This window comes from Paraburkholderia kirstenboschensis (assembly GCF_904848585.1).
GTDB lineage: Bacteria > Pseudomonadota > Gammaproteobacteria > Burkholderiales > Burkholderiaceae > Paraburkholderia > Paraburkholderia kirstenboschensis.
This window is the reverse complement of the sequence record NZ_CAJHCR010000003.1, coordinates 114305-137799: the sequence shown is the minus strand read 5'-3', so window position 1 is coordinate 137799 and position 23495 is coordinate 114305. Positions and strand designations below refer to the sequence as shown.

Sequence of the window (23495 nt, the reverse complement as noted above, 5' to 3'; positions counted from 1 at the left end):
TTCGGTATATCGGCCGGAGGTTTTTCACATCGCGCCGATTTATTGCAACGCGGCGTAGTGTTGCCGGGTAACGGCCTCTACCGGCCGCCCCGGCTGCAAGCGTGCAACCTGCAGATCCAGTTTCTGCCGCAAGCAGGTGGTGAGAAATTCCACGAATGTTTTGACCTTCGCATCGACGTACTGGCGCGACGGATAAACAGCGAACACATTGACGGCTTCCAGTGGGTAATCCGGGAAGAGCTGAACGAGCTTGCCTTCCTTGATGTCGTCCGCGACCGAATAGGTCGGCACTGCGCCCACGCCGGCGCCTTCGAGCAATGCGATCCTGAGCGCCTGCATATTGTTGACGATGAAATGCCCGGCCGGCTCCGTGCCGGCTGCGGCATCGCCGGCCGTCTCCGCTGGCCACTCCGAGGCCGGGTCGAACGAGGAGCTCACTTGCATTAGCGTGTGATTCGCGAGGTCCTTCGCTGCGGCGATGGGATGCCGCGCCAGATATTCGGGCGCGGCCACGAGAATGCGTTCGCACTGCCCGATCAGCTTGCTGATATTGCGAGAGTCCGGCAACGAAGACGCCGATACGATCGACACGTCGAAGTCGTCTTCGATCAGATTAGCCATGCGCGGCAGCAGTTTGAGGTCGACGGAGACAGCCGGGAAGGCCTCGCGATATTCGACGATCGTCGACGTCAGCTGCTTGAGCCCAATATCCGGTACGGCATGAACGCGCAATCTGCCGCGTGGCAGCGTGTGCGCATTGCTTGCTTCCGCCTCGGCCGCGTCGAGATCCGCCAGAATCTTCTTGCAACGGTGGTAGTAGCGTTCGCCGCATTCCGTCAACGATACGCTGCGTGTCGTTCTTTGCAGGAGCCGCGTATGCAGATGTTCTTCGAGCGATACCACCGCGCGCGAAATATTGCCGGCGCTGCAGTCCATATGTTTTGCCACTGCGCTGAAGTTGCCGGTCTCCGCGACTCGCGAGAACACGCGCATGCTGAAGATTCTGTCCATAACCGCTTCGCCTCTCGATCCGGTTGAGCAGGGCAGCAGATGTCGCCCGTTGAGAGAACAATACGATCTGGGGCAAGCGGGCGCCATCATCACAAATGGGTGCCCGGGTCATCAATGCATTCAGCGATCTAATCCGGAGGTATAGGTGCGCTGGGGCGAGCCCTGGCCGGCTCCGGCTTGCTCAGACCCCGGCGACGAAGCCGCACGACTGCTGGGACCCAACCCGTTGAAGGCTGATTGAAGGGCTCGGTTGTGACGCTTTCAAAACGGCGGTGCAGGTGCTCGCGAGCGTATCGGGCACGTCAGCTTCGTGCCGCCGGGCGAGAGACACAATTCTGTCCGGTTCATTAAGTAGTTTTTAGATGCGTTTCAGGACATCTGGCCGCAACTCCAATAGTGTTAGCCAGGTCTGAAAGCATTTGCCTCCGCGCGCGGGGGCGCATTCGCGTCGGTCCGGACGCGCGTTCGAGTTCGGCGCCCAGTCGATCTTTACCTTGCGAGAAAGGAGTCAAACATGGCTAGCAACACGATCGCCGCATATCTTGCGGGCAGTCTCGCCGCGGCTGGCGTAGAGCGGATTTGGGGCGTGACCGGCGACAGTCTGAACGGGCTGGCCTACAGCCTCGACCAGGTCGGCTCGATCCGCTGGATGCACACGCGTCACGAGGAAGCGGCCGCCTTCGCGGCCGGCGCGGACGCGGCTTCTACCGGGCGGCTCGCCGTGTGCGCGGGCAGTTGTGGACCGGGCAACCTGCATCTGATCAACGGCCTGTTCGATTGCCATCGCAATCACCAGCCGGTGCTCGCCATCGCGGCGCATATACCGTCGACGGAAATCGGCCTCGGCTACTTTCAGGAGACGCATCCTCAGGAGCTGTTCAAGGAATGCAGCCATTACGTCGAGCTGGTCTCGTCCGCGTCCCAGTTTCCGCGCGTGCTGGCGCGCGCGATGCGCACCGCGATCGAGCAACGCGGCGTGGCGGTCATCGTCTTGCCAGGCGATGTCGCGCTGAGCGACGGACCCACGGAAGCGCCTGCATGGGTCGACAGTGCGCCGCCGCGCATTCTCCCGGCCGAGGCGGACCTGGACCGGCTCGCGCAGATGCTCAATGATTCCGACGCGGTGACGATCATGTGCGGCAGCGGCGTGCAAGGTGCGCACGACGAAGTGGTCGCGCTCGCCGACACGCTTGGCGCCCCGGTGGTTCATGCGCTGCGCGGCAAGCAGTTCATCGAATACGACAATCCCTACGATGTCGGCATGACGGGGCTGATCGGCTTCAGCTCGGGCTATCACGCGATGATGTCGTGCGACACGCTATTGCTGCTGGGCTGCGATTTTCCCTATCGTCCGTTCTACCCGGCTGACGCGAAGGTCGTCCAGATCGACTGGAAGGGCTCGCAACTCGGACACCGGGCGCCGCTTGCACTGGGACTCGTCGGCACCGTCAAGGAAACCGTAGCCGCCACGCTACCCAGGCTGCAACGTAAAACGGACCGCGGCTTCCTCGACAACGCGCGGAAACACTATGCGTCGGCACGGAAGGGCCTGGACGATCTGGCCACGCCTTCCGGGGCGGGCCGGCCGATTCACCCGCAGTACCTGGCGAAGATGATCGACGAGACCGCGAGCGACGACGCCATCTTCACAGCCGACGTCGGCACGCCCACGGTTTGGTCCGCCCGCTATCTGACCATGAACGGCAAGCGCCAGTTGCACGGTTCGTTCAACCACGGGTCCATGGCGAACGCCATGCCGCAGGCGCTTGGCGCGCAAGGCGCGCACCCGGGGCGGCAGGTGGTCTCGCTCTCGGGCGACGGCGGTTTATCCATGCTGCTGGGCGACCTGCTCACCGCCCGTCAGCTCGATCTGCCGATCAAGGTCGTGGTGTTCAACAACAGCCTGCTTGGTTTCGTATCGATGGAACTCAAGGCGAGCGGTTATCTCGACACCAACGTCGACCTGAGCAAGACCGACTTTGCGGCGATCGCAAAGGGCGCTGGCATCTTCAGCATTCGAGTCGAGGAATCGGAAGACGTCGCGGGCGCGCTCGCGCAGGCGTTCGCGCATCCGGGGCCGGCGCTGGTCGACGTGGTCGTCTCCAAACACGAACTCGCCATGCCGCCAACGATCGAGCTCGCTCAGGCAAAGGGCTTCAGTCTCTATATGATGCGCGCGATCCTGAACGGCCGAGGCGACGAGATCGTCGAGCTGGCGCGCACCAATCTGCGCTAGTCACACGCGTACAGGCGCCATATGAAGGCGGCCGCCACAGGTCGCTTTCCCTCGAACGTCGCATAGACAAAAACAGTGCATTTGCGCAAACCGCGGCGGTCTGTCTATCGCAAGCTATACGCGTGAGATGGACCGGCACGGCTAGTCAGGGCCGCGCGAAAGATCAACGCTTCTGAAGCCCACGCCCCGAAGAGCATGCCATGAATGTGCAGACGGACAGCGTCGTCCTCCCGCGATGGCGGGACGAGTTGACGGCGTACTGGAAAGACGACGGGCCGCGCTTCATGCATATCGCCAAGGTCGCGCTCGCCGTGACGCTTGCCATGGGGTTGTGCATGCGACTGGAGCTTCGCGCGCCGGGCACGGCGATGGTTTCGTGCGTCATCGTCATGATGCATCAGCAGAGCGGCATGGTCATTGCACGAGGCTTTTATCGCGGCCTCGGTATGGTGTGCGGCAGCTTCGCCGGCCTCGTGATCGTCGCGCTGTTTCCGCAGCAACCGCTGCTGTTCTTTCTTGCGCTGGCAACGTGGATCGGCGTCTGCGTTTTCTGTGCTTCGTACTATCGCAACTTCCAGTCGTATGGTTTCGTCCTGACTGGATACGGCACAGCCATCACGGCGATGCCGGCCTGGTCCAACCCCTATGGCGTGTTCGACAACGTCGTGTTCACGGTCAGCGAAGTCGTGATCGGCGTAGTCAGTGCCTGCCTGGTGAGCGCGCTCGTGTTCCCGCGGCGGGTCACGCCGGCGCTTTTTGCGGCGGGCAGCAAGAACTTTTCCGGACTGCTCAAAGCGCTGCACACGATGCTTGAGCGCGCGCCCGCAGGCATCGGGTTCAAAACGTTTGTCGATTTGATCAGCGAGCGGGCCGGTATTGAAAGCCTGCGCAGCGGAGCATTGTTCGAGGATCCGTCTATCCGGCTGCAACACCACGTTTTGCTGGCGCTCGATCGAAGCTTTCTCGACATGGTCGCGTGGATTCACGCGCTGCATCAACTGAAAGCGCGGGCCTCGGACAATGCGCACCCGCGCGCCGTGGCCGCGCTCGACGAACTGATCGACGCGTTGCTCGCCATCGTGCCGGACCCGGTTCAAGCGGAGATCGTCACGCTCGAACAGGTGCAGGCATTGGGCAGCCGGCTCGCGGCGTTCGAGCAGGCGCTGCCCGCGCGCCTGACCAGGATGCTCGAGTCGCTGGCGGACCTGTCGCCGCATCAACGGCAGTTCGTTGCGACTACTGGGGCCGCGTTGTTTTTCTCGATTGCCGACCTCCGTGTGTTGTGCGGCAGCTATGTGCAGATACGCACGACAGACCGGCGTTCATGGCCGCAATCGGTGATTCAGGCGCTCGGCCGTTTCGGCCTCACACGTGCAACCGCCAATCGCGTCGCCGCGCTGATTGCCGGCGCGCGCGCTGCCGTCGCGGTGTCCGTGGTCGGTGCGGCGTGGCTCGCGTCGGGCTGGCTCGGCGGATCGAGCGCGATTGTCGCGGTCGCAATCACGAGTTCGCTGTTCGCGCTCGCGCCCAATCCCACGGTCGCGAGTTGGCAGATTTTCGTCGGTTGCCTGCTCGGCTGGGCGGCTGGCTTCGCATTCAACTTTCTTTTGCTGCCGCACTTCGACACCTTTGAGTTGCTCGCCATGTCGATTGCGATCTTCGTGATGGTGGGCAGTTACCTGAATACGTTTCCGAAGACGGCCATTTTCGGGCTCGGCTTCAGTCTGTATTTCTGCTTCATCGTGAATATCTCGAATCCCACGGTGTATAACCCGAGCGCTTATCTCGACACCGGTTTTGCGTTGCTCGTCGGCATCAGCACTGCGGCGGTAGCATTCTCGGTCATCGTGCCGCGCGCGGGAGTCTGGATCACGGCTCAATATCTGAAGCAGATACGCGCGCTGGTGGCAAACGGCGCGCGCGACGGTGCACTGAACGATCTGCTTTTCACTTTCGAATTGAACCTGCGCGATTTCATCATCGAGATTGCGTCGGCGCCCACGGACGCCCATGTGGATCGCAGCCGGTTGATCGGCTGGGCGTTCGCAGCGCTCGAAATCGGCCGGGCGATGATACAGCTGCGGCTCGACACAAAGGAACTCGGCGATACGCTGCCGGCGGAGTGGCCTGCCGTACAGCAGGCGTGGCTGTCGGCAACCGCCAATGTATTCGCCGAATGCTCGCCGCACGCCGCGGATGCCGCGCTGGCCGCGACCCTGCAAGCGCTCGAAGCCCTCCCGCTCGCGCAGAACATCACGGTCGATGCGGCGATGCTCACGCGCTGCCGGATGCGTGCACTGCTGCATATCACGGAGCTGACCTTGCAGGACGGTACGTTGTCCTTCTGGCGCAACGAGGGGAAGCCAGCATGACGGCGCGCTGTCTGTCGATTGGCGCGGTATGCGGCTCGTCGGTCGTCACGCTTGCGTCTGCGTTGCTGCTGAGCGGATGCATCAACAGCGGCGGCATCCACACGCGCGAGTCGATGATCGATCCCGCATCGCTCGATCCAGGCGCCGCGCTGAGCGCTACGCAACATGACGCGAACTGGCCAACCGATCATTGGTGGCAGCGCTGGAACGACCCGCAACTCGACACGCTGGTGCGGGACGCCACCGCCGGCAACCCCGGCTTGCGCACGGTCGAGGAACGGGCCGAGGCGGCGCGCTATCAGGCGCAAATCGCCGGTGCCGACGCACTGCCGCAACTCGACGCCGGCGGCACTTTCGAGCGCAGGCGTTACGCGCGCTACACGACGCCTGCGCCGCCGGGCGGAACAACTGTGTGGAGCAACAGCGTTCAGGCTGACTTGTCGTTCGACCTCGATCTATGGGGCAAGACACGCGCGATGCGCGAGGGCGCGCTCGACAACGTGCGGGCTGCTGCCGCGGACTCGCGCTTCGCCGAGATCGAACTTCAGACCGCGATGGTGCGCAGCTATGTGCATCTATCGCTGCAATACGCGCTGCTCGACGTTTATCGCGCGGTTCAGGAGGAACAGCAGCGTACGCTCGACATTGCGACCCGCCGCTGGCGCGCGGGCGTCGGCAGCCAGCTGGAAGTGAGCCAGGCGGCGACCCAGTTCCAGACCAGCACCACGCGGGTACAGCAGGCAGAGCAGCAACTCGCGTTGAGTCGTATCCAGATTGCCGGTCTGGCGGGCAAAGGGCCCGGCTACGGCGAGGCACTGCGCCGGCCCGGGCTGGCGCTGAGCGTGCCGGTCGCGCTGCCGGCATCGCTGCCGGCTGAACTGATCGGGCACCGGCCGGACGTCGTAGCCGCGCGCTGGCGAGTGTTAGGCGCGGACAAAGGCATCGATGCCGCCCATGCCGACTTCTACCCCGACATCAATCTGATCGCGACCGCGTCGCTCGGCTCGGCTGCGACCTTCGGCGGCTTCTTCAATTTTATCGACAGCAATGGTGTCGGCCATGGCGTCGGAGCGGCAATCTCACTGCCGATCTTCGATGGCGGACGCCGGCGCGGCCAGTATGGCGTGGCGGTCGCGTCTCGGGACGCCGCAGTCGACGCTTACAACCAGAGTGTGGTGAACGCGATGCAGGCCGTCGCCGTGCAAGTCGTGTCGTTGCGTTCGCTCGCGCAGCAGCAGGCATCGATTGAAAGCACGCTCGAGTCGTCGCGCCGCTCGTTCCGGCTCGCCGACGCCGGCTATCGCAGCGGCATCACCGATTTTCTGAACGTGCTGGCGGCGCAGAACGTTCAGCTACAGCAGGAAGAAAACCTCGCGAATATCCAGGCCGGGCAACTCGACGCCTGGGCGCTGCTCATGAAGGAACTGGGCGGCGGATTCACGCCGGAGCAGACCGATTCCGCTTTCGAAGGAGCGCAACGTGCCGGGCGAGATTGAGTTCTTTTCCTTGCTGCTGCCCGGACTGCTGCCGATCCTCGCGGTGTGCGCGGCGAGCTTCGTCGTGATCGACCTGATTCTGGCGAAGCTGGAGTTCTATCGCTATACGTGGCATCCGAGCCTGTTCCGCGTCGCGCTGTTCGCCGCCATGTTCAGCGGCGCGTCGCTGCTTTTGTGGCAATGACCATAGCCAAGCAGAGACCATGAAATCAACGTCCGCCGACCCCTACAAATGACGATAAACAAGCAATCGGTTTTGCGCGCGGTGTTTACGCTCACGGTTCTCGCCGTGGCGGTCGTGCTGGTCCGCCTGTTATGGCTCGACTATATGTTTTCTCCGTGGACGCGTGACGGCAGGGTGCGGGCAAACGTGGTGCAGGTCGCAACCGACGTCTCCGGCCTCGTCGCCGAGGTGCGGGTCAAGGACAATCAGTTGGTACGCAAGGGCGACGTTCTTTTCATCCTGGATCCGGCGCGATTCCACTATGCGCTGGCGCAAGCCGACGCCGATCTGCTGCGAGCCGAAGCCCAGGTCGCACAAGCGAAGGCGCAGATGGCGGCCAGCGAATCCAGTTTTGCGATGAAGCGTGCGCAGGCCGCACGCCGGGCCAATCTGGCCGGCGATGTCATCTCCGACGAAAGTCGGGCCGATTCGGCTTCGCTTGCGAGGCAGTCGGGCTCGTCCTACGCCGCGGATGCCGCCGCCTATAACGCCGCGCAGGCCGCGTATAAGGCAGCCGTGGTCGCGCGGCAGACGGCGGTACTGAACCTCGCGCGCAGCCAGGTGCGAGCGCCATCGGACGGCTACATCACCAATCTGAATCTGTATCCCGGCGACTTTGCAACTGCGGGCGCGGCACGCATGGCGCTGATCGACTCGCATTCGTTCTGGGTGTACGGCTATTTCGAAGAAACCAAGCTGCCGAAGGTTCATGTCGGCGACCGTGCAGTGGTGCGGCTGATGTCGGGCGGAAAGGACATCCTGGGCCACGTCGAAAGTCTGGCAAGCGGTATAGCGGACCGCGACAACCCGACCGGCAGCGACCTGCTTGCCGACGTCAACCCGATTTTCACCTGGGTGCGGCTTGCGCAACGGGTTCCAGTGCGCGTGCATCTCGACCGGATTCCGGCGGATATGAAGCTTGCCATGGGGATGACCTGCACCGTGACGCTGCAACCACGAAACGCGGATTGATCGAAAGAGGGCGCGGCAGCCAGCGAGGGTTGCATGACCATACGGTTGGCGATGAAGCAGACGCCGACGCCGACGCCGACGCCGTGCGAATTCGAAAACGGACCCGAAGAAATGACGCCAAACTCTGGGACAGCGCAATGCAGCCGAGCCGTCACGCGGTTGCGAACCTGCGGACAACGAGCATTTTCAACCGGTCTATCTTTTGGAGAAAGAACATGAAGTTCAAGTGGGCACTGGTATTCGTGGCGGCATCGACCTTCGGTGCTATGTGTCAATCCGCGAGCGCACAGATTGCGGGCGCGCAGCCTATCGGCATCAGCGTCGAGCAGGCTCAACTGATCATCGAAGGTTGGAGCACCAAGAAGAGTTTGCTGGGCAAGAGCATCTACAACGATAACGGTGAGAAAGTGGGCGTGCTGCACGACATCATCATCGCGCCTGACAACGCCGTTTCGTTCGCAATCGTTGCGGCGCATCAGTTCCTTGGCGTGTCGGCGCACGATGTGGCGATTCCCATGTCGCAACTGGACTACGTGAACGGCAAGCTGGTGTGGGCTGGCGCGACTCGGGACGCCGTCAAGGCGATGCCCGCCTTCCAGTATGCGAAGGTGCGCACGGTGCCGATCGCGCGCAAGGACTTCGGCCACCATTGAGGCGGCCTCCGGCCGCGGCACAATGCCCGCAAACCGCCATGGAACAGGAGTCCCAGGGCAGTTTGCGGTTTTACGACGGCAACCCGTTCTGCAACGTTTAAGGAAAAATAAGTATCACCTTTGACGCGGGCTCGCGCATGATGCCATCAGATTGAAAGGTATTGGTTCCGGTAGATCTGAGTGTCATGTGCCCGGACAGCCACACCGGCTGCCCGGTGACGAACAGGCTGCCGGTATTCGTTCACGAACGCCCGTTCCAAAAAGCCCTATGTCCATGGTTGTCAGCCTCGTCACGCCTGGTTTTCGCCTGGTAGCGCGTTGATCCGCCGCCATGAAAACTTACCCAAGCGTTCTACTCGCCGCGAACCGCGACACCAGCATCCCGATGGCGCTCGCCGCGCTCATAGCGCTGGTGGTGTTCCTGATCGACGCGCTCACGCCGCTCGATATCGCAATTGCCGTCCTCTACGTGGTGGTGGTGCTGCTCGTCGCGTCGACCAACAATCGTGCGGTCACGGTCGCGGCGACCTGGGGCTGCGTGGCGCTGACGCTGCTCGGATTCGTGATGTCGCATGAAGGCGGCTATTGGAACGGGGCGGCCGCTCGCTGCCTCGTGAGTCTGGTCGCGATCGGCACCACCTCGGTACTCAGTCTGAGGAACCAGGCTGCCGCAATGACGCTGCAGGAGCAGATCCAGCTGCTCAACCTGGCTCACGACGCGATCGTCGTTCATGACATGAACGACCGCATCACGTTCTGGAACCACGGCGCGGAAGCCTTGTATGGCTGGACTGCCCAACAGGCGCTCGGCCAGCCGATTCATCAACTCACACAGACCTCTTTTCCGGTTTCGCCCGAAGACATAAATGAGGAACTGCTGCGTTCGAATCGCTGGCATGGCGAGCTTCAGCGCGTTCGACGCGACGGAAGCGTCGTCGCGGTTTCGACCCGCGCGGCGCTTTGGCGCGACGCGACCGGCACGCCTCGCGCAGTGCTCGCGACCAACAACGACATAACCCGCCGCAAGGAGATGGAGGCGCGGGTCCAGCGTCAGCAGGAAGAACTGCGCGCCACCATCGACGCGATTCCCGGCATGGTCTGGAGTTCATCCGGCGACGGCACGCTCGCGTTCATCAACCGGCGCTGGACCGACATGGGCGTGACGCTGGAAGAGGGCGAGAGCGGCGCGGACGTCTGGTCGGCGATCGTGCATCCGGCCGATTTGCCACAGATGCAGCGCGCCTGGCGCTCCGCGATCGCAACCGGAGCATCGTTCGAAAACGTGTCCCGAATCCGCACCAGCGCAGGCGCCTACCGGTGGATGCATCTCGGTGCGGAGCCGCTGCGCGACGAAGCCGGTGCGATTCTGCGCTGGTATGGCGTCAATACCGACATCGAGGACCGTAAGCAGGCCGAGCAGGCGCTGGAACGCAGCGAGGCATTCCTTGCCGACACCCAACGTTTGAGCCGCACAGGCAGTATTGCCACGCATTTTCCCGAGGCGTCGATGTGGTGGTCGGACGAGTCTTTCCAGATCTTCGAATACAGCCGGGATGTCGTCCCGTCCTTCGACGCGATTCTTGCACGGACCCATCCCGCCGACATCGCAGCGGTTCGTGGCGCTTTTGAGCAGGCGAAAGTCGGCGCGGCGCTAGTCGATGTCAAGTACCGCCTTGCAATGCCCGGCGGCTCCGTCAAATATGTGCACTACGTTGCCCATTTGACCACGCCGCAATCCGGCGGCACGGAATATGTCGGTGCCCTGATGGATATCACCGAAACCACGCTCGCCCAGGAAGCACTCGCACGTTCGAGCGCCGAACTCGCGCACGTGACCCGCATCACCATGCTCGGCGAACTGGCGGCGTCGATTGCACACGAAGTCACGCAGCCGATCGCGGCCGTGGTGGCATGCGGCGGCGCGGCCTTGCGGTGGCTGAACAGACCGACTCCCGAACTGGGCGAAGCAACGCGATCCGTTACGCAAATTGTCCGGGACGCAAAGCGTGCCGGTGAAATCATCCAGCGAATTCGGGCAATGGCGAAAAAGCGCGACAGCGTTCCTGCCCCGGTCGCTCTGAACGGCATCGTCGCCGAATCCGTGGAACTGATGCGGCGCGAGTTCGAGTGGCATGCAGTCGAAGTGCAATGGGACCTTAATGAGCTGTCACCGGAAGCGTGTTGCGACCGGGTGGAATTGCAGCAGGTGTTGATCAACCTGCTAATGAACAGCGTGCAGGCAATGGCCGACGTGAGCGGCCCGCGCAAGCTTCGTATCGCCACAGGTATGTTCGACGCCGACCATGCACTCGTGAGCGTGCAGGATTCGGGTACGGGGATCAGCGAGGAAAATGCGGACCGCCTGTTCAGCACGTTCTTTACGACGAAGCCCGAAGGCATGGGGATAGGCCTGTCGATCTGCCGCTCGATAGTCGAGGCTCACGGCGGCCGTATCTGGGCAGAATCGCCAGCGGCAGGCGGCGCTCTGCTGCAGTTCATTCTGCCGATCGATGATGGGAGATGTCATGAGCAGTAGCAATACGAGCCGGGATCAACCGGACGGTGCGGCCGCAACGATGGTCTACGTGGTGGACGACGACGAGTCGATGCGCGGGGCCGTCAGCATGTTGCTGCGTTCGGTCGGGCTAGCCGTTGAAACCTTCGCCAGCGCGCAGGAATTCCTTGCCTTCGAGATGCCCGACGTGCCCAGTTGCCTGATTCTCGATGTTCGCCTCAAAGGCCAAAGCGGGCTCGCGGTCCAGGAGCAGATTGCCGCGAGCAAACTGGACTTGCCGATCGTTTTCATGACGGCGCACGGCGACATTGCAATGACCGTCAAAGCCATGAAGGCTGGCGCAATGGACTTTCTTGCGAAGCCGTTTCGCGACCAGGACATGCTCGATGCTGTCACGCACGCGCTCGCGCGCGATCAGGAGCGGCGCGAAGCCAGCCGGGTCGTCGACGATCTGCGCCGTTGTTATGACTCGCTGACCGCGCGAGAACGCGAAGTGATGGCGTTCGTCGCCGCCGGGTTGATGAACAAGCAGATAGCCGGCGAGATGAACCTGAGCGAGATCACCGTGAAGATCCATCGCGGGCAAGCCATGCGCAAAATGGGCGCGCGTTCGCTCGCGGAGTTCGTCTTGAAGGCCGAAGCACTCGGCGTCACAGCGCCGCAAAGTACCGCCAAGCCGGCGGCGCGCGGCTCGCGTAGCTGAACGCACAGCGCTTTCGGCTGTAACCGCCGGCGGAGCGCTCTTCTGCCCTGAAGACGATCCCGGTTATACCCGCGTATAGGTCATATACCTGCTTCGCTTTAGAAAAAAAGCGCGGCAATGCTTTCTCTTCTGACACGCCAGAACCCCGGTGCGCGCGACGTACGGCGGAGGGCCGCGTCCGCACGTTCGTCGCGCAATTAAACCTGCAGATGAGTCGACCGAACCATTGGTCATTTCACTCAACCTTATGTAGGGCTAGTGGGCGCAATTGCGGTGCGTTACCTTGGAGTCACAGCAGCATTCATTCGAATTTGCACTATCACATCACTTATTCTGGATGACCGATCATGACCAGTTCGATGTCTTTGTCCGCCGTGGATGTCATCCATAAAAGAAGGGTGAGTTCGATCGGCAGCGAGCGTCAATGGCGCTGTCCCGACGATGAACGCGACGATAACGCGGCGCAAAAAAACGCTATCGTCGTATCGCGATGGATACGTAACGACAGCGAGCGGATCGAGGTCGTCAATCCCGGCAGTGCCGCGCATCATTGCATCGCGATGAATCTGAAATGCACGTCGCTGACTTTCTCTCACGCGGGCCAAACACTGGTTCGCGGACGCGTCACTGCAGGGGCCATTCAGATCACCGCTCCCCACGTGCCATGCGGCGCGGTGTTCGAATCTGCCGCCGACGTGCTGCATCTATTCGTATCGCAGCAGGTTCTGGGCGAGTGCTTCGAGGACACGTTCGGCCGTCCGCATAAAGGCGAACTACGCATCGACGATCCGAAGCTGGTGCGCGATCCCGCTCTTGAACGCCTCGCGCAGGCGCTAGCCGTATCGCAGTCGGACGACGCGACACTCGGCAAGCTCTTTACCGACAGCGTCAGTCTCGCGATTGTTTCCCGTGTCATCGCGCGTCACTTCACCGTGGCGGAGCGCAAATCGCGAGAAGCAAGCGCACTGCCGCCGTGGCGGCTGAGTCGCGCGATCGAATACGTCGACGCGCATTTGTCGGAGCCCATCGGACTTGCGGACATTGCGAATAGCACGGGTCTCACCCGCATGCATTTCGCCTCGCAATTCCGGCGTGCGACCGGCATGCGGCCTCATGAATATCTGTTGCGTCGACGGATCGAGCACGCACAGCAGCTTCTTCTCAACTCGCGCCACAACGTGCTCGACGTGGCGCTGAGCTGCGGTTTCCGCTCCCAAGCTCACTTTACGACGGTATTCAAACGTCTGGTCGGAGAGACGCCGTATTGCTGGAGGATGAAAAAGAATGTCGATCGGTAAGCAGATCAATGCGTTTCTGGAAATCAGTGAAGCCTTCTTGCGGCAGTCAGGCGCGCCCGCTCAATTCTTTGCGATGCCGTGCGCCCAACAGGCACTCAAGGCAATTGTCGCTGACGGCAACGAGGCTGTCGGCAGCGACGGCGGCAGAGCGTATGCACATAACGACATCAGAATTGCAAATGACGTGCTGACGGGTTCGGGCGCTGCGATATCGAACGACGAACGGCGTCCGATGATCGGCCGATTCACCTGAAAGAGGAGTGTCATCATGCTGGACAAAGCGAACTACACGGACCCGTGGCTGCGCACACTCGGCTTGCTGTCCGCGCTGTCGGGCGACACGGATCACGGCGACCACGAGTTCGTGGCGGCGCTTACACACAACGAACATTGGGATCGCAGCGCGCCGGTCCGGGGACAGCACCGCGAAGTCCAGGTCCGCGTGATCGACCGGCCCACGCCGTCCACCGCGACTCTGGCGTGGCGCGACTCCACGCACTGTTCCTATGGCGATCAGGTCTGGCACATGAGCCGTGCACGCATTGCCGGTGTCTGCGCTTTGAGCGGACGACCGATCCAGCGCGGCGATGCAATCTACAAGCCGCGTCCATGCCGGCCCGCGCCGCTCAATGCCGGCGCGATGATCCTGTGTACCGTCCTGAACAACGCCCTTGCGGCGTAATAGCCGGCATGCAACAAAGCCGACACGAGGTCGGCTCAGATTCCCCGCATCGGCGAAGCTATCAGGCGAAGCATGCTGCTCTAATCGCCCGCATGCGAGCCGGTCACGACCTTGCCCCGGAAAATGTAGTACTGGTAGAGGTTATAGCCAATCATCACCGGGAACAGAAAGCCAATCCCGATCAGCATGAACACGAGCGTGGACGTGTTCGAGGCGCTTTCCACGATGCCGAGCTTGCCTGGCACGAAGTCGGGAAAGAGACTGATCGCGAGGCCGGCGAATGACAGCACGAACAGCACGACAGCGCCTCTGAACGGTCCGCGTGAGCTGCCCAGATAGAGCGCGGCCACGATGAACGCGAAGGCGAGGGCGGCGGCAAGCCCTAGCACCATCAATACGTGGAACACGCCTGGTTGACTCCAGCGGCCGTGCCCCACGTCGCTGACGAACCAGGTAGCAGCGGTCAGGATCACGGCGGCAGCCACAGTGACGAACGCGCTTAGCAATGCAAGCCGGCGCGCCCATTGTTCGATCGCGCCAACCGTCTTGTTGACCAGATAGGTCGAGCCGAGCAACGAATAGCCGGCCACCACGCCGACTGCCGACACGACGACGAACACGTCGTTCAAACCGCCGGGCATGAGACCCGTAATGACTTTGCCGAGCACGATGCCTTGCGCGATGGCAGCGACGAGGCTGCCGACACCGAACACCTTATCCCAGAGCGGACCGTGGCTCACGCTATGCCTGAATTCGATTGCCGCGCCGCGCATGATCAAGCCTGCGATCAGCAGCATGATGGGCAAATAGAGATCCTCCAGAAGCAGCGCATAGGCTTCGGGAAAAGCGCCAAAAAGTGCGCCGCCCAGCACGACGAGCCAGGTCTCGTTGGCGTCCCAGACGGAGCCGATCGTCTGCACCATCACGTCGTGATCCTCGCGACGCTTACGCAACAGGCTGAGTATTCCGATACCGAGGTCGAAGCCGTCGGTGATGACATAGAACACGAGCATGAGACCGATCACGCCGAACCATGTGATCGCGAGCATCGTGTGAGTCGAGCTGTCCATTGGAGTGCCTCGCAATGTAAATGGTTTAGTACTCGGTGACTGCCGCGTTGCGCTCTGCTTGCACGGCGGACTGCGGATTCACGCTGAGATCGGGACCGGTTCGCAGCCAGTTGCGCGCCAGTACGAAAAAAGTCAGCAGCAGAACCGCGTAAAAGGAGAAGAACATGGCCATGCTCAGCGTTACCGATGAAGCCGACACGGTGGAAACGGCGTCTTTTGTACGCAGCAGGCCATAGACGACCCAAGGCTGGCGTCCCACTTCACGCACGATCCAGCCGGCCTCGACGGCCACGTAAGGCAGCGGGATACATAGCACCCATGCAAGCAGCAGTTTGCGTCGCGCGAGAAACTGTTCGAGATTGCCGCGTGTCGTGCGCAGAACGTACGCGGTCCAGAATGCGAGCACCATGAAGAGGAAGCCGATGCCGGCCATCACACGGAACGCGTAGTAGAGCAGCGGAAGCATCGGCGGCTGGTCGGCGGGCACGAAGTCCTTGAGCCCCTTCACCTGACCGTGCAGAGAATGGGTGCCGAGAATGCTCAACATGCCCGGAACTTCAATCGACCAGTCATTGCGCTGCGCCGCCTTGTTCGGCCACGCGAGCAGCGACCAGGACGCGCCGGTGCCGGGCGCATTGGTGACCCAGTGTCCTTCGATCGCCGCGCCCTTGGCCGGTTGAGTCTTGAACACGCTGCCGCCGCTCGAATCGCCGAGCCAGATCTGGATTGGCGCTGCAAATACGAGCACGAGGAGCGCGATCTTGAACGACTGCGCGAAAAATTCCGGGTGGCGACGCTTGAACAGATTCCATGCGGAAATCCCCGCGATCACGAACATGCCGGTTTCGATGGCCGCGACCCACATGTGGGTGACGCCCCAAACCATATCCGGATTGAAGATCGCGGCGGCATAGTCGGTGACGATGATCTTGCCGTTCTCGACCGTCACGCCCGCCGGTGTCTGCATCCACGAATTGGCAACCATGATCCAGAACGCCGAGATACTCGAACCGAGCGCGACCATCGAGGTCGCAAACAGATGCACGCCGCGCGGCACGCGTCCCCATCCGAGCACCATCACGCCGATGAAACCCGCTTCGAGCATGAAGGCCATCGCGCCCTCGAAGCCGAGAATGTTGCCGAAGAACTGTCCGCTATAGCGCGAAAAGCCCGCCCAGTTCGTGCCGAACTGGAATTCCATTGGAATACCGCTGACTACACCGACCGCAAAGTTGAGCACCAGCAGCTTGCTCCAGAAGCGCGCCTGGCGGTAATAGGAGACATTGCCGGTGCGCAGCCACAGTGCCTCGATCAGGACCAGGAACGCGGACAGGCTGATGGTGAGAATCGGCCACAGGATGTGAAAGATGGCTGTCATCGCGAACTGCGCACGCGATAGATCGAGCACGTCATTGAGATGCATGATGAACCCTCGCAGTATCGAGAACGGCCGCCTGGTGGGAAGAGTCGGGGCCAACGGCCGCGGCGCGCGAGATCTTCACCGGCACGGACTTGTAGGAAGGAGTACGGCTCTGCGGGTCGAATGCATAAAGTGGAACGAGGGGATTCGCCTCCGGATAATAGGCGCCGCAACAGCCGTCGGGCAGCGAATATTCGACAACCTTGAAGCTGCGAATCACGCGCTCGATTCCGTCTGTCGACACAGCCCATACGTCGACGCGTTCGCCCGGATGCAAGTTGCGCTTGTGCAATTCACGCGGATTCATGAATACGACGTCGCGCTGCCCGAACACGCCGCGATAGCGGTCGGAGTGCGAGTAAAGAGTGGTGTTGTACTGATCGTGACTGCGCATCGTGGTGAGCCATAGTGCGTCGGGGTCGCGCTGTATCGGGTCTTCGTCGAGTCCTTTGAAAACAAGAAAGTTGGCGCGGCCGTTGGGCGTGGCCCAGACCCGCTCCCGCGCAGTCGATTCAAGATGGAAACCGCCTGGCACGCGAATCCGTTCGTTGTACGCCTGGAAGATCGGATAGACGATTTCGATCTTGTCGCGGATTCGGTCATAGCTCGCGACGAGGTGTTCCCAGTCGACGTGCGAGCCGGCTCCGAGCGTTGCGCGCGCAATGCCCGCGACGATCGCCGGTTCGCTTTTCAGATGCGGCGAGGCCGGCTCGTTGCGGCCACCTGAAGCGTGCACCATCGACATGGAGTCTTCAACGGTAATCGACTGTGGTCCGTCTGCCTGCATGTCGATCTCGGTGCGGCCGAGGCACGGCAGGATCAACGCTTCCTTGCCATGCACGAGATGGCTGCGGTTGAGTTTTGTCGCGATGTGAACCGTCAGGTCGAGCTTGCGCATTGCGGCCTGCACGCGCACCCAATCCGGCACGGCGGCGGCGAAGTTGCCACCCAGCGCGACGAATACTTTCGCGTCGCCGCGCATCATCGAATCGATCGTGGCGATCACGTCGTGGCCATGAGCCGCGGGAGGCCGGAAACCGAACGCTCGCTCGACGCCGTCGAGCAACGCCGCCGACGGCTTCTCCGTGATCCCGACGGTGCGATTGCCCTGCACGTTCGAATGTCCTCGCACCGGGCACACGCCCGCGCCGGGTCGGCCGATATTGCCGCGCAACAACGCGAGATTGACGATCTGCTGGACGTTCTCAGTGCCGCGATGATGCTGCGTCAGCCCCATGCCATACACGAGGATCACATTCTTTGCGCTCATGTAAATGTTGGCGACGTTCTGAATATCGTCGCGCGACAGGCCGCTTTGCTTGACGATGGCGTCCCACGCGGTGGCGCGCAGATCGGCGGCCAGGTCGCCGAAGCCGTGTGTGTGTCCGTCGATGAACTCGATGTCGAGTATGCGGGGTCGATCCGTGGCGAGCGCTGCATCGTCGGCCTCGATGATCGCTTTCATCATGCCTTTAAGCGCGGCGACGTCGCCGCCCACGCGGACCTGATAGAGAAACGAACTGATCTGCGTGGAGCCGAGCGTCGCCATTTCCACCGGATCTTGCGGCGACGCGAAGCGCTCGAGCGCCCGTTCGCGGAACGGATTGAACGAGACGATTTTCGCGCCGCGCCGCGAGGCGCTGTGCAGATCGCTCATCATGCGCGGGCTGTTGGTGCCGGGATTCTGGCCGAAGATGAAGATCGCATCCGCATGCTCGAAGTCCTCGAGCAGCACAGTGCCCTTGCCGACGCCAATCGATTGAGGCAACCCCACGCTCGTTGCTTCGTGGCACATGTTCGAGCAGTCGGGAAAATTGTTCGTGCCGAATTCCCGCACGAAGACCTGATAGAGAAACGCGGCTTCGTTGGATGCGCGCCCCGACGTGTAGAAGTCCGCCTGATCGGGATGGTCGAGACCGTTCAGATGCTTCGCGACGAGCGCGAATGCGTCGCTCCATTCGATCGGCACGTAACGGTCAGACCTCCGGTCGTACACCATGGGATGCGTCAGGCGGCCGGCCATTTCGAGGTCGTAGTCGTCCCAGGCGGTCAGTTCCGAGACGCTATGCGCGGCGAAGAACGCTGGTGTGCAGCGATTCACGGTAGCTTCCCAGGCCACCGCTTTCGCGCCGTTTTCACAGAACTCGAACGACGATGTGTGCTTGGGATCGGGCCACGCGCAGCCGGGGCAGTCGAAGCCCTCCGGCTGATTCATCCGCAGCAATGTCTTCGTGCCCGATACGGCGACGCCCTGCAGTGCCAATGCCTCGCCGGTTGCTTTCAGCGCGCCCCAGCCGCCGGCAGGCTCGCTATATATACGGATCTGCTTCTTCTTCGCCATCGCCATTCCCGCCGTTTTGTAGAGGGCATGGGCGCAGCATGGCACGCGGCGCGGCGCGGAAATTGTGCAAACGCCCTTCCGTTTCAGATTCGCACGCCTGTCTCCTGCTTGCCTGCGTCGCGCACCACTGGCAGGCGGCTCGAAGCCGCCAACGATCCTGATGTCGCAAACGGGGATTGCGCCTGCATCCCGGAAGCTCGCTGCGGCGCCTCCGATCGGCCGGCTTCGACCGCAATTCGTTCTAGTGGCAACTGGGTGTCGCGGTCCGTTTGTTCGAGCGCTTTGAGCAAGTCCGGTGCGCCGTGGATTGTCGCGAGGCACCACGCTGAAATCAGAAGGGCGGCGGCAACGGCTGCACGGCGATAGCGCGGACGAAAATGCGTTGCTTTGTAGGCGGCCATGTTGTGTTCTCCCCAAAGGAAGCCGCAACAAGCCGTACGGCCAGAGCAGCAAGTCGGATGATGGCGGCCAGTATGTCGGCGCAGGCACACGCGGGCTTTCGTTGCAGCACGGTCGGTTGTGGATTTGCACGCGGGCGGCCGTTGCGTGGCGTCGGCTTTCTCCTTCGCGCGGCAACGCCTTGCGTTAAGCGTCCGCAAGCATGACGGTCTCATACGAAGGTGTGGGTACGCGCGCACAAACCATAAGGCGCCGCACGCAAGAGCCCGTCGCGCTCAGTCGGGCAGCAGGAAGGATGCGGCGGCTTGCCGAAGCAGTGAATGTCGTATCCCTATGGATAGTGGTTTCGGCTGACGCCTCCCAGTACCATGACTCAACCGACGCTCGCCTTGCCACGGCCTCGTGGGCGAAGTGGCGAAACCTACAGGTTCGTCGTCCCGCTAATCAACCAGAAGTGATTCCCGCATGATCAAGATCGGTCGAATAACAGTGTCGCTCGAAATGCGCGAGGTCTATCTCGGTGGAGAATTGTTGCCGCTGGGAGCGCGCGCGTTCGGCATCCTGGAACTGCTGATCCAGGCCCGCGGCGCGACCGTTACGAAAGACGATATTTTTGAGCACGTGTGGCCGAGGTCCGTGGTCGGGGAAAACAACATCCATGTTCAACTGTCCGCATTACGCAAGATTTTCGGCGATGACAAGCAGGCTATCCGCACGATTTCCGGAAGAGGTTATCGCCTGACCCTGGCGGTCCAGGAAGTGGACCTGGGAATGTCCGCGTCCGCGCCGATGCTTCGCGTTGCCGCCGGTCGTCTCAACAGTTTGCCGGCGTTGCACGGGACTTTGATTGGCCGTGAAAGTACGACCACCGAGCTAGCTCGGGCGCTGGCGATCGGGCCCATCGTTACGCTAGTGGGCCCGGGCGGTGTCGGCAAGACGCAATCGGGTATCGCGGTCGCGAGGTCGATCGCGGATCCGTCCGGAATGGAGACGTGTTTTGTGGCTTTGGCATCGGCCACAAGGGCGCAGAGCATTGTCAGCATCGTGGCAGAAGCGTTGGGTATAGCACCTGGTGAGGGCGAGGCTGTCGAGTTGAAAGAACTCGCAGCGGCGGTCCAGGGCCGCAAGCTGCTCGTTCTGCTGGACAACTGCGAGCATGTAATCGAATCGGCAGCGACCGTTTGCGACGTGCTGGTGCAGGCGAGCGCCGATGTGCGGATTCTTGCGACCAGTCGCGAGCCGCTGCGAACGAGGGGCGAAATCACGCATTGGGTGGACCCGATGGATACGCCCGCCGTTGACGCGAGCCCGCATGCCATTCTCACGTGCAGTTCGGTCAAGCTCTTCCTTGCGCAATTGACCGCGTTCAACGCCGCCGCAATAGGCGACCGTCGTAGCCTCGAGATGATCGCGACGATCTGCCGCCGGCTCGACGGCGTACCGCTCGCTATCGAACTGGCGGCGGCGCGCGCCGCGGTGTTCGGCATCCGTAAGCTCATATTCGAACTTGACGACCGGTTTCCGTTTCTGACTGGTGGGCGCCGTACCGCGCCGCGCCGCCAGCAGACCCTGGAGGCGTCGCTGGATTGGGGCTATGAACTGCTGGGCGACCCCGAGAAACTGGTGTTGCAACGGCTCGGCGTATTCTCCGCGCGTTTTTCACTGGAAGCGGCATGTGCTGTGGCCGCCTTCGCTCAACTGTCGTGCAACAAGGTCACGGAAGCGATTATCGGCCTCGCATCGAAGTGCTTCGTCGGTACCACTTGCGGCAGCAACATCAAGGAATATTTTTTGCTCGAAACTACCCGGGAATACGCGCTGCGCAAGCTCTACAGTTCAGGCGAAGCGGACGAGGCGTTGTCGCGGAAGGCGGAGTTTCTCGCGCAATCGGAAACCGTATCGGGACGCGGTTTGGGGATGGTCGCGCGACGCAGCCTGACTGCAGGCGAAGCCGTCGCCTCCTGGTAACGGCATTGGAGTGGTGGCAGCTATGAGTTTTGTTTGCATCGTTGACGATGACGCCTCGATACGGAGCGGCGTCGGCAACCTTCTTAAATCCGTTGGATACAGCACCTTGGCTTTCTCTTCGGGCGAGGAGTTTCTCGCGTCGCCCTTGATTGACGATGCACTCTGCGTGTTGCTGGACATCAGGATGCGCGGCATGCCCGGACTGGAAGTACAACGTCGATTGAACGCGGGCCACCGGTCGATTCCAGTGGTGTTCATGTCGGCGCATGGCGACGGGCAGACAGTCGAACGGGCCATGCGGGACGGTGCGGTGGGATTTCTTCGAAAGCCCTTCGCTGAAGAGGTGCTGCTCGATTCGATCGAGCTTGCCATCGCCCGGAAGAATGACGGGGCTTGAACGCCGGCTCTGGCGACGACAACCCGAAGGTGCATCCCACGTCGAATGCCGAGAAAGATCCGGATGACTGGGTGACGGGCGAAGAACCGATGACGGGCGCTCAAGCCTCGTACCTCAAGACGCTGTGCGAAGAAGCAAAAGAGACGTTCGACGGCTCGCTGACCAAGGCAGAAGCGTCTCGACGGATCGACGAACTTCAGGACAAGACCGGTCGCGGGAAGTCCTGACCGGGCTTTCTTTTTGCCATTCGTGTGTTGAGAGCGCCTGGCGTCGCGCAAGGCGAAGAAGCCGGGCACTGACCGGCATACTGACCAATGCGCCTGCCGTTCGCAGCTAGTCCGGGAGCACTAATTCCCATACGGTTCCCGGAGCAGCTTGCGAGCGGTGGTGAAGTTGCCCGCCGATGCTCGAGAGTATCCGTCGACTCGTACGCAGGCCAATGTGTTCAAGAGCGCCTGGAAGCAAGCCGCGCCCATTATCGGCTACGCAGATTGTGTATCCACCGGACGGGTTTCGCGTCAAACTTATTTTCAACTGGCCTGAAGTCCCGGCGAAGGCGTGTTCTACGGCGTTCGCAACTAGTTCGTTCACCACCGTTCCGATTGCGGTGCATGTGTCCAGAGTCACGAAGACGCCCGATACGAGATTGATCTCAAGTGTGATACCGCTTTCGCGCAAGGCGTAAAAGTCGTGGAAACTGTCGGCCATCGACCCGAGGTATCGCCCAAGGTCGACTAGTTCGCCATGATCGCCCAGCCCCAGCAGATGGTTGTAGAGTGAAGCCATGGCGAAGACGCGGCGCTCGACTTGCCTGAAGCTATCGCGCACATGCGGATCTTTGGCTAGCGCACCATTGCGTTGAAGCATTGCAACGATGAGCTGAAAGTTGTTACGTATGCGGTGCTGCTGCTCTCTTAACAGGTCGACCTTGGCATCGCGATCGGCGGTGAGCATGGAGCGCGCGCGGTACTTCTCGATACTCTCCGAAAGTGCGCTCGCCACCGAGGCAAGAAACGACATCTCCAATGCCCCGAAGTGCGTGGGCTCGCGGAAGTCGACCTCGAGGATGCCGTAGGCGCCGCTGCGATTGATGAGAGGGAGATTGACGGACGTGACGACGTGGTGCTCGACAAGAATTGCTGGGACCTTATCCTGAGGCCGTTGGCGAACGTCTGGCTCGACCACCGGCTTCGCATTGGCTAACGCCTCACCGGCCGGATTCCACGCTTGAACGGCCCCCGCAGAGCGGCCTATCACTTCCGCGCCCATGCCATATTGCCCCTTGACGACCAGCGCGTCGCCGTCTCCTTCGACTTCGAGCACCTTTGACATTGGCGCATTGCAGCCAAGGGCAGCGCATTTGGCCGCCTCGTCCAGGATGGTTGCGAGAGGGACATCGTCTTGCAATGCCTCTGTCATTCGCGCGAAGGCTCGCCAGTGGCGCAAAACGTCGGTGAGCGCGGCTGTCTCGCCGGGTGCGGGGCGAAGCTCGTCGATAGATGCCGCCAGCGTTGCTTTGCGTGCGTAATGCGCCATATGTGTGCCGTCGTCTGTTGAGCCCGATGATGCATCCTAGCACTTTGCCCGGCTGGGCCCGGTTGCCGTTGCCATCAATGCGGCTCGACGCGACATGCAGGTCATGCTGCGATGCAAAGCCGAACGGGAGCGACGGTGCGCGATAAGCAGCGCACGCAACATATGGTGAGCGGACAATTTTGTCGCACATGGCAGATGTGTTC

20 protein-coding genes are annotated in these 23495 nt (G+C 61.8%); 14 read left to right on the top strand and 6 right to left on the bottom strand.

Going from position 1 to position 23495, the window contains the following annotated elements; all coding sequences use genetic code 11:
* Positions 1-39: 39 nt before the first annotated feature.
* Positions 40-1011: a LysR family transcriptional regulator gene (locus JMY24_RS10445; protein WP_128597026.1), complete on the bottom strand. Its 972-nt coding sequence runs from the start codon at positions 1009-1011 to the stop codon at positions 40-42.
* 514 nt (positions 1012-1525) lie between these two features.
* Between JMY24_RS10445 and poxB the strand changes: the two genes are divergently transcribed.
* From poxB to JMY24_RS10390, 11 genes are all read left to right on the top strand, one after another.
* Positions 1526-3247 (top strand): ubiquinone-dependent pyruvate dehydrogenase, encoded by a 1722-nt coding sequence (gene poxB / locus JMY24_RS10440; protein ID WP_128597025.1) that lies wholly within the window; start codon positions 1526-1528, stop codon positions 3245-3247.
* A gap of 200 nt (positions 3248-3447) precedes the next feature.
* Positions 3448-5619: an FUSC family protein gene (locus JMY24_RS10435; protein WP_128597024.1), complete on the top strand. Its 2172-nt coding sequence runs from the start codon at positions 3448-3450 to the stop codon at positions 5617-5619.
* Positions 5616-7115, top strand: coding sequence for an efflux transporter outer membrane subunit (locus JMY24_RS10430; protein ID WP_201701990.1), 1500 nt, complete (start codon positions 5616-5618; stop codon positions 7113-7115). The genes JMY24_RS10435 and JMY24_RS10430 overlap by 4 nt, the downstream gene beginning before the upstream one ends.
* Entirely contained in the window at positions 7099-7299 is a 201-nt protein-coding gene (locus JMY24_RS10425; protein ID WP_128592174.1) for a DUF1656 domain-containing protein, read from the top strand. Before JMY24_RS10430 ends, JMY24_RS10425 begins: the two co-directional genes overlap by 17 nt.
* Before the next feature lie 48 nt (positions 7300-7347).
* A complete protein-coding gene (locus JMY24_RS10420; protein WP_128598320.1) occupies positions 7348-8310 on the top strand; it encodes an HlyD family efflux transporter periplasmic adaptor subunit in 963 nt (320 codons plus the stop codon).
* Between the two features lie 215 nt (positions 8311-8525).
* Positions 8526-8963, top strand: coding sequence for a PRC-barrel domain-containing protein (locus JMY24_RS10415; RefSeq protein WP_128598319.1), 438 nt, complete (start codon positions 8526-8528; stop codon positions 8961-8963).
* Positions 8964-9294: 331 nt separating this feature from the next.
* Positions 9295-11499, top strand: a complete 2205-nt coding sequence (locus tag JMY24_RS10410) for a PAS domain-containing sensor histidine kinase (protein WP_236597379.1) — start codon at positions 9295-9297, stop codon at positions 11497-11499.
* Positions 11489-12181, top strand: a complete 693-nt coding sequence (locus JMY24_RS10405; RefSeq protein WP_128598318.1) for a response regulator transcription factor — start codon at positions 11489-11491, stop codon at positions 12179-12181. Before JMY24_RS10410 ends, JMY24_RS10405 begins: the two co-directional genes overlap by 11 nt.
* 347 nt (positions 12182-12528) lie before the next feature.
* A complete protein-coding gene (locus tag JMY24_RS10400; RefSeq protein ID WP_201701989.1) occupies positions 12529-13479 on the top strand; it encodes a helix-turn-helix domain-containing protein in 951 nt (316 codons plus the stop codon).
* A complete protein-coding gene (locus tag JMY24_RS10395; protein ID WP_201701988.1) occupies positions 13466-13732 on the top strand; it encodes a hypothetical protein in 267 nt (88 codons plus the stop codon). The genes JMY24_RS10400 and JMY24_RS10395 overlap by 14 nt, the downstream gene beginning before the upstream one ends.
* Positions 13733-13747: 15 nt before the next feature.
* Positions 13748-14161, top strand: coding sequence for a DUF3331 domain-containing protein (locus JMY24_RS10390; protein WP_128598317.1), 414 nt, complete (start codon positions 13748-13750; stop codon positions 14159-14161).
* A gap of 80 nt (positions 14162-14241) precedes the next feature.
* Here JMY24_RS10390 and JMY24_RS10385 read toward each other — a convergent pair whose 3' ends face one another.
* The 4 genes from JMY24_RS10385 to JMY24_RS10370 form a co-directional block, all read right to left on the bottom strand.
* Positions 14242-15231, bottom strand: coding sequence for a cytochrome d ubiquinol oxidase subunit II (locus JMY24_RS10385; RefSeq protein WP_128598316.1), 990 nt, complete (start codon positions 15229-15231; stop codon positions 14242-14244).
* 25 nt (positions 15232-15256) lie between these two features.
* Positions 15257-16654 carry a cytochrome ubiquinol oxidase subunit I gene (locus tag JMY24_RS10380; protein ID WP_128598315.1) on the bottom strand — a complete coding sequence of 466 codons (1398 nt, stop codon included), beginning with the start codon at positions 16652-16654 and terminating at the stop codon, positions 15257-15259.
* Positions 16641-18992 (bottom strand): FdhF/YdeP family oxidoreductase, encoded by a 2352-nt coding sequence (locus JMY24_RS10375; protein ID WP_128598314.1) that lies wholly within the window; start codon positions 18990-18992, stop codon positions 16641-16643. The genes JMY24_RS10380 and JMY24_RS10375 overlap by 14 nt, the downstream gene beginning before the upstream one ends.
* An 83-nt stretch (positions 18993-19075) precedes the next feature.
* On the bottom strand, positions 19076-19393 hold the full coding sequence (locus JMY24_RS10370) for a hypothetical protein (protein WP_128598313.1): 318 nt from the start codon (positions 19391-19393) through the stop codon (positions 19076-19078).
* Positions 19394-19856: 463 nt separating this feature from the next.
* On the opposite strand from JMY24_RS10370, the gene JMY24_RS10365 reads away from it, so the two are divergent.
* The 3 genes from JMY24_RS10365 to JMY24_RS10355 are packed head-to-tail and all read left to right on the top strand — an operon-like array spanning position 19857 to position 21983.
* Positions 19857-21359: an ATP-binding protein gene (locus JMY24_RS10365; RefSeq protein WP_201701987.1), complete on the top strand. Its 1503-nt coding sequence runs from the start codon at positions 19857-19859 to the stop codon at positions 21357-21359.
* A gap of 22 nt (positions 21360-21381) precedes the next feature.
* Complete coding sequence (locus tag JMY24_RS10360) at positions 21382-21756, top strand: response regulator transcription factor (protein ID WP_128598311.1); 375 nt, start codon at positions 21382-21384, stop codon at positions 21754-21756.
* Positions 21753-21983, top strand: a complete 231-nt coding sequence (locus JMY24_RS10355) for a DUF3072 domain-containing protein (RefSeq protein WP_128598310.1) — start codon at positions 21753-21755, stop codon at positions 21981-21983. The genes JMY24_RS10360 and JMY24_RS10355 overlap by 4 nt, the downstream gene beginning before the upstream one ends.
* A gap of 106 nt (positions 21984-22089) precedes the next feature.
* Here JMY24_RS10355 and JMY24_RS10350 read toward each other — a convergent pair whose 3' ends face one another.
* The gene (locus tag JMY24_RS10350; protein ID WP_128598309.1) at positions 22090-23292 is read right to left on the bottom strand and encodes a sensor histidine kinase; all 1203 of its coding nucleotides are present in this window, start codon (positions 23290-23292) and stop codon (positions 22090-22092) included.
* Positions 23293-23495 lie beyond the last annotated feature (203 nt).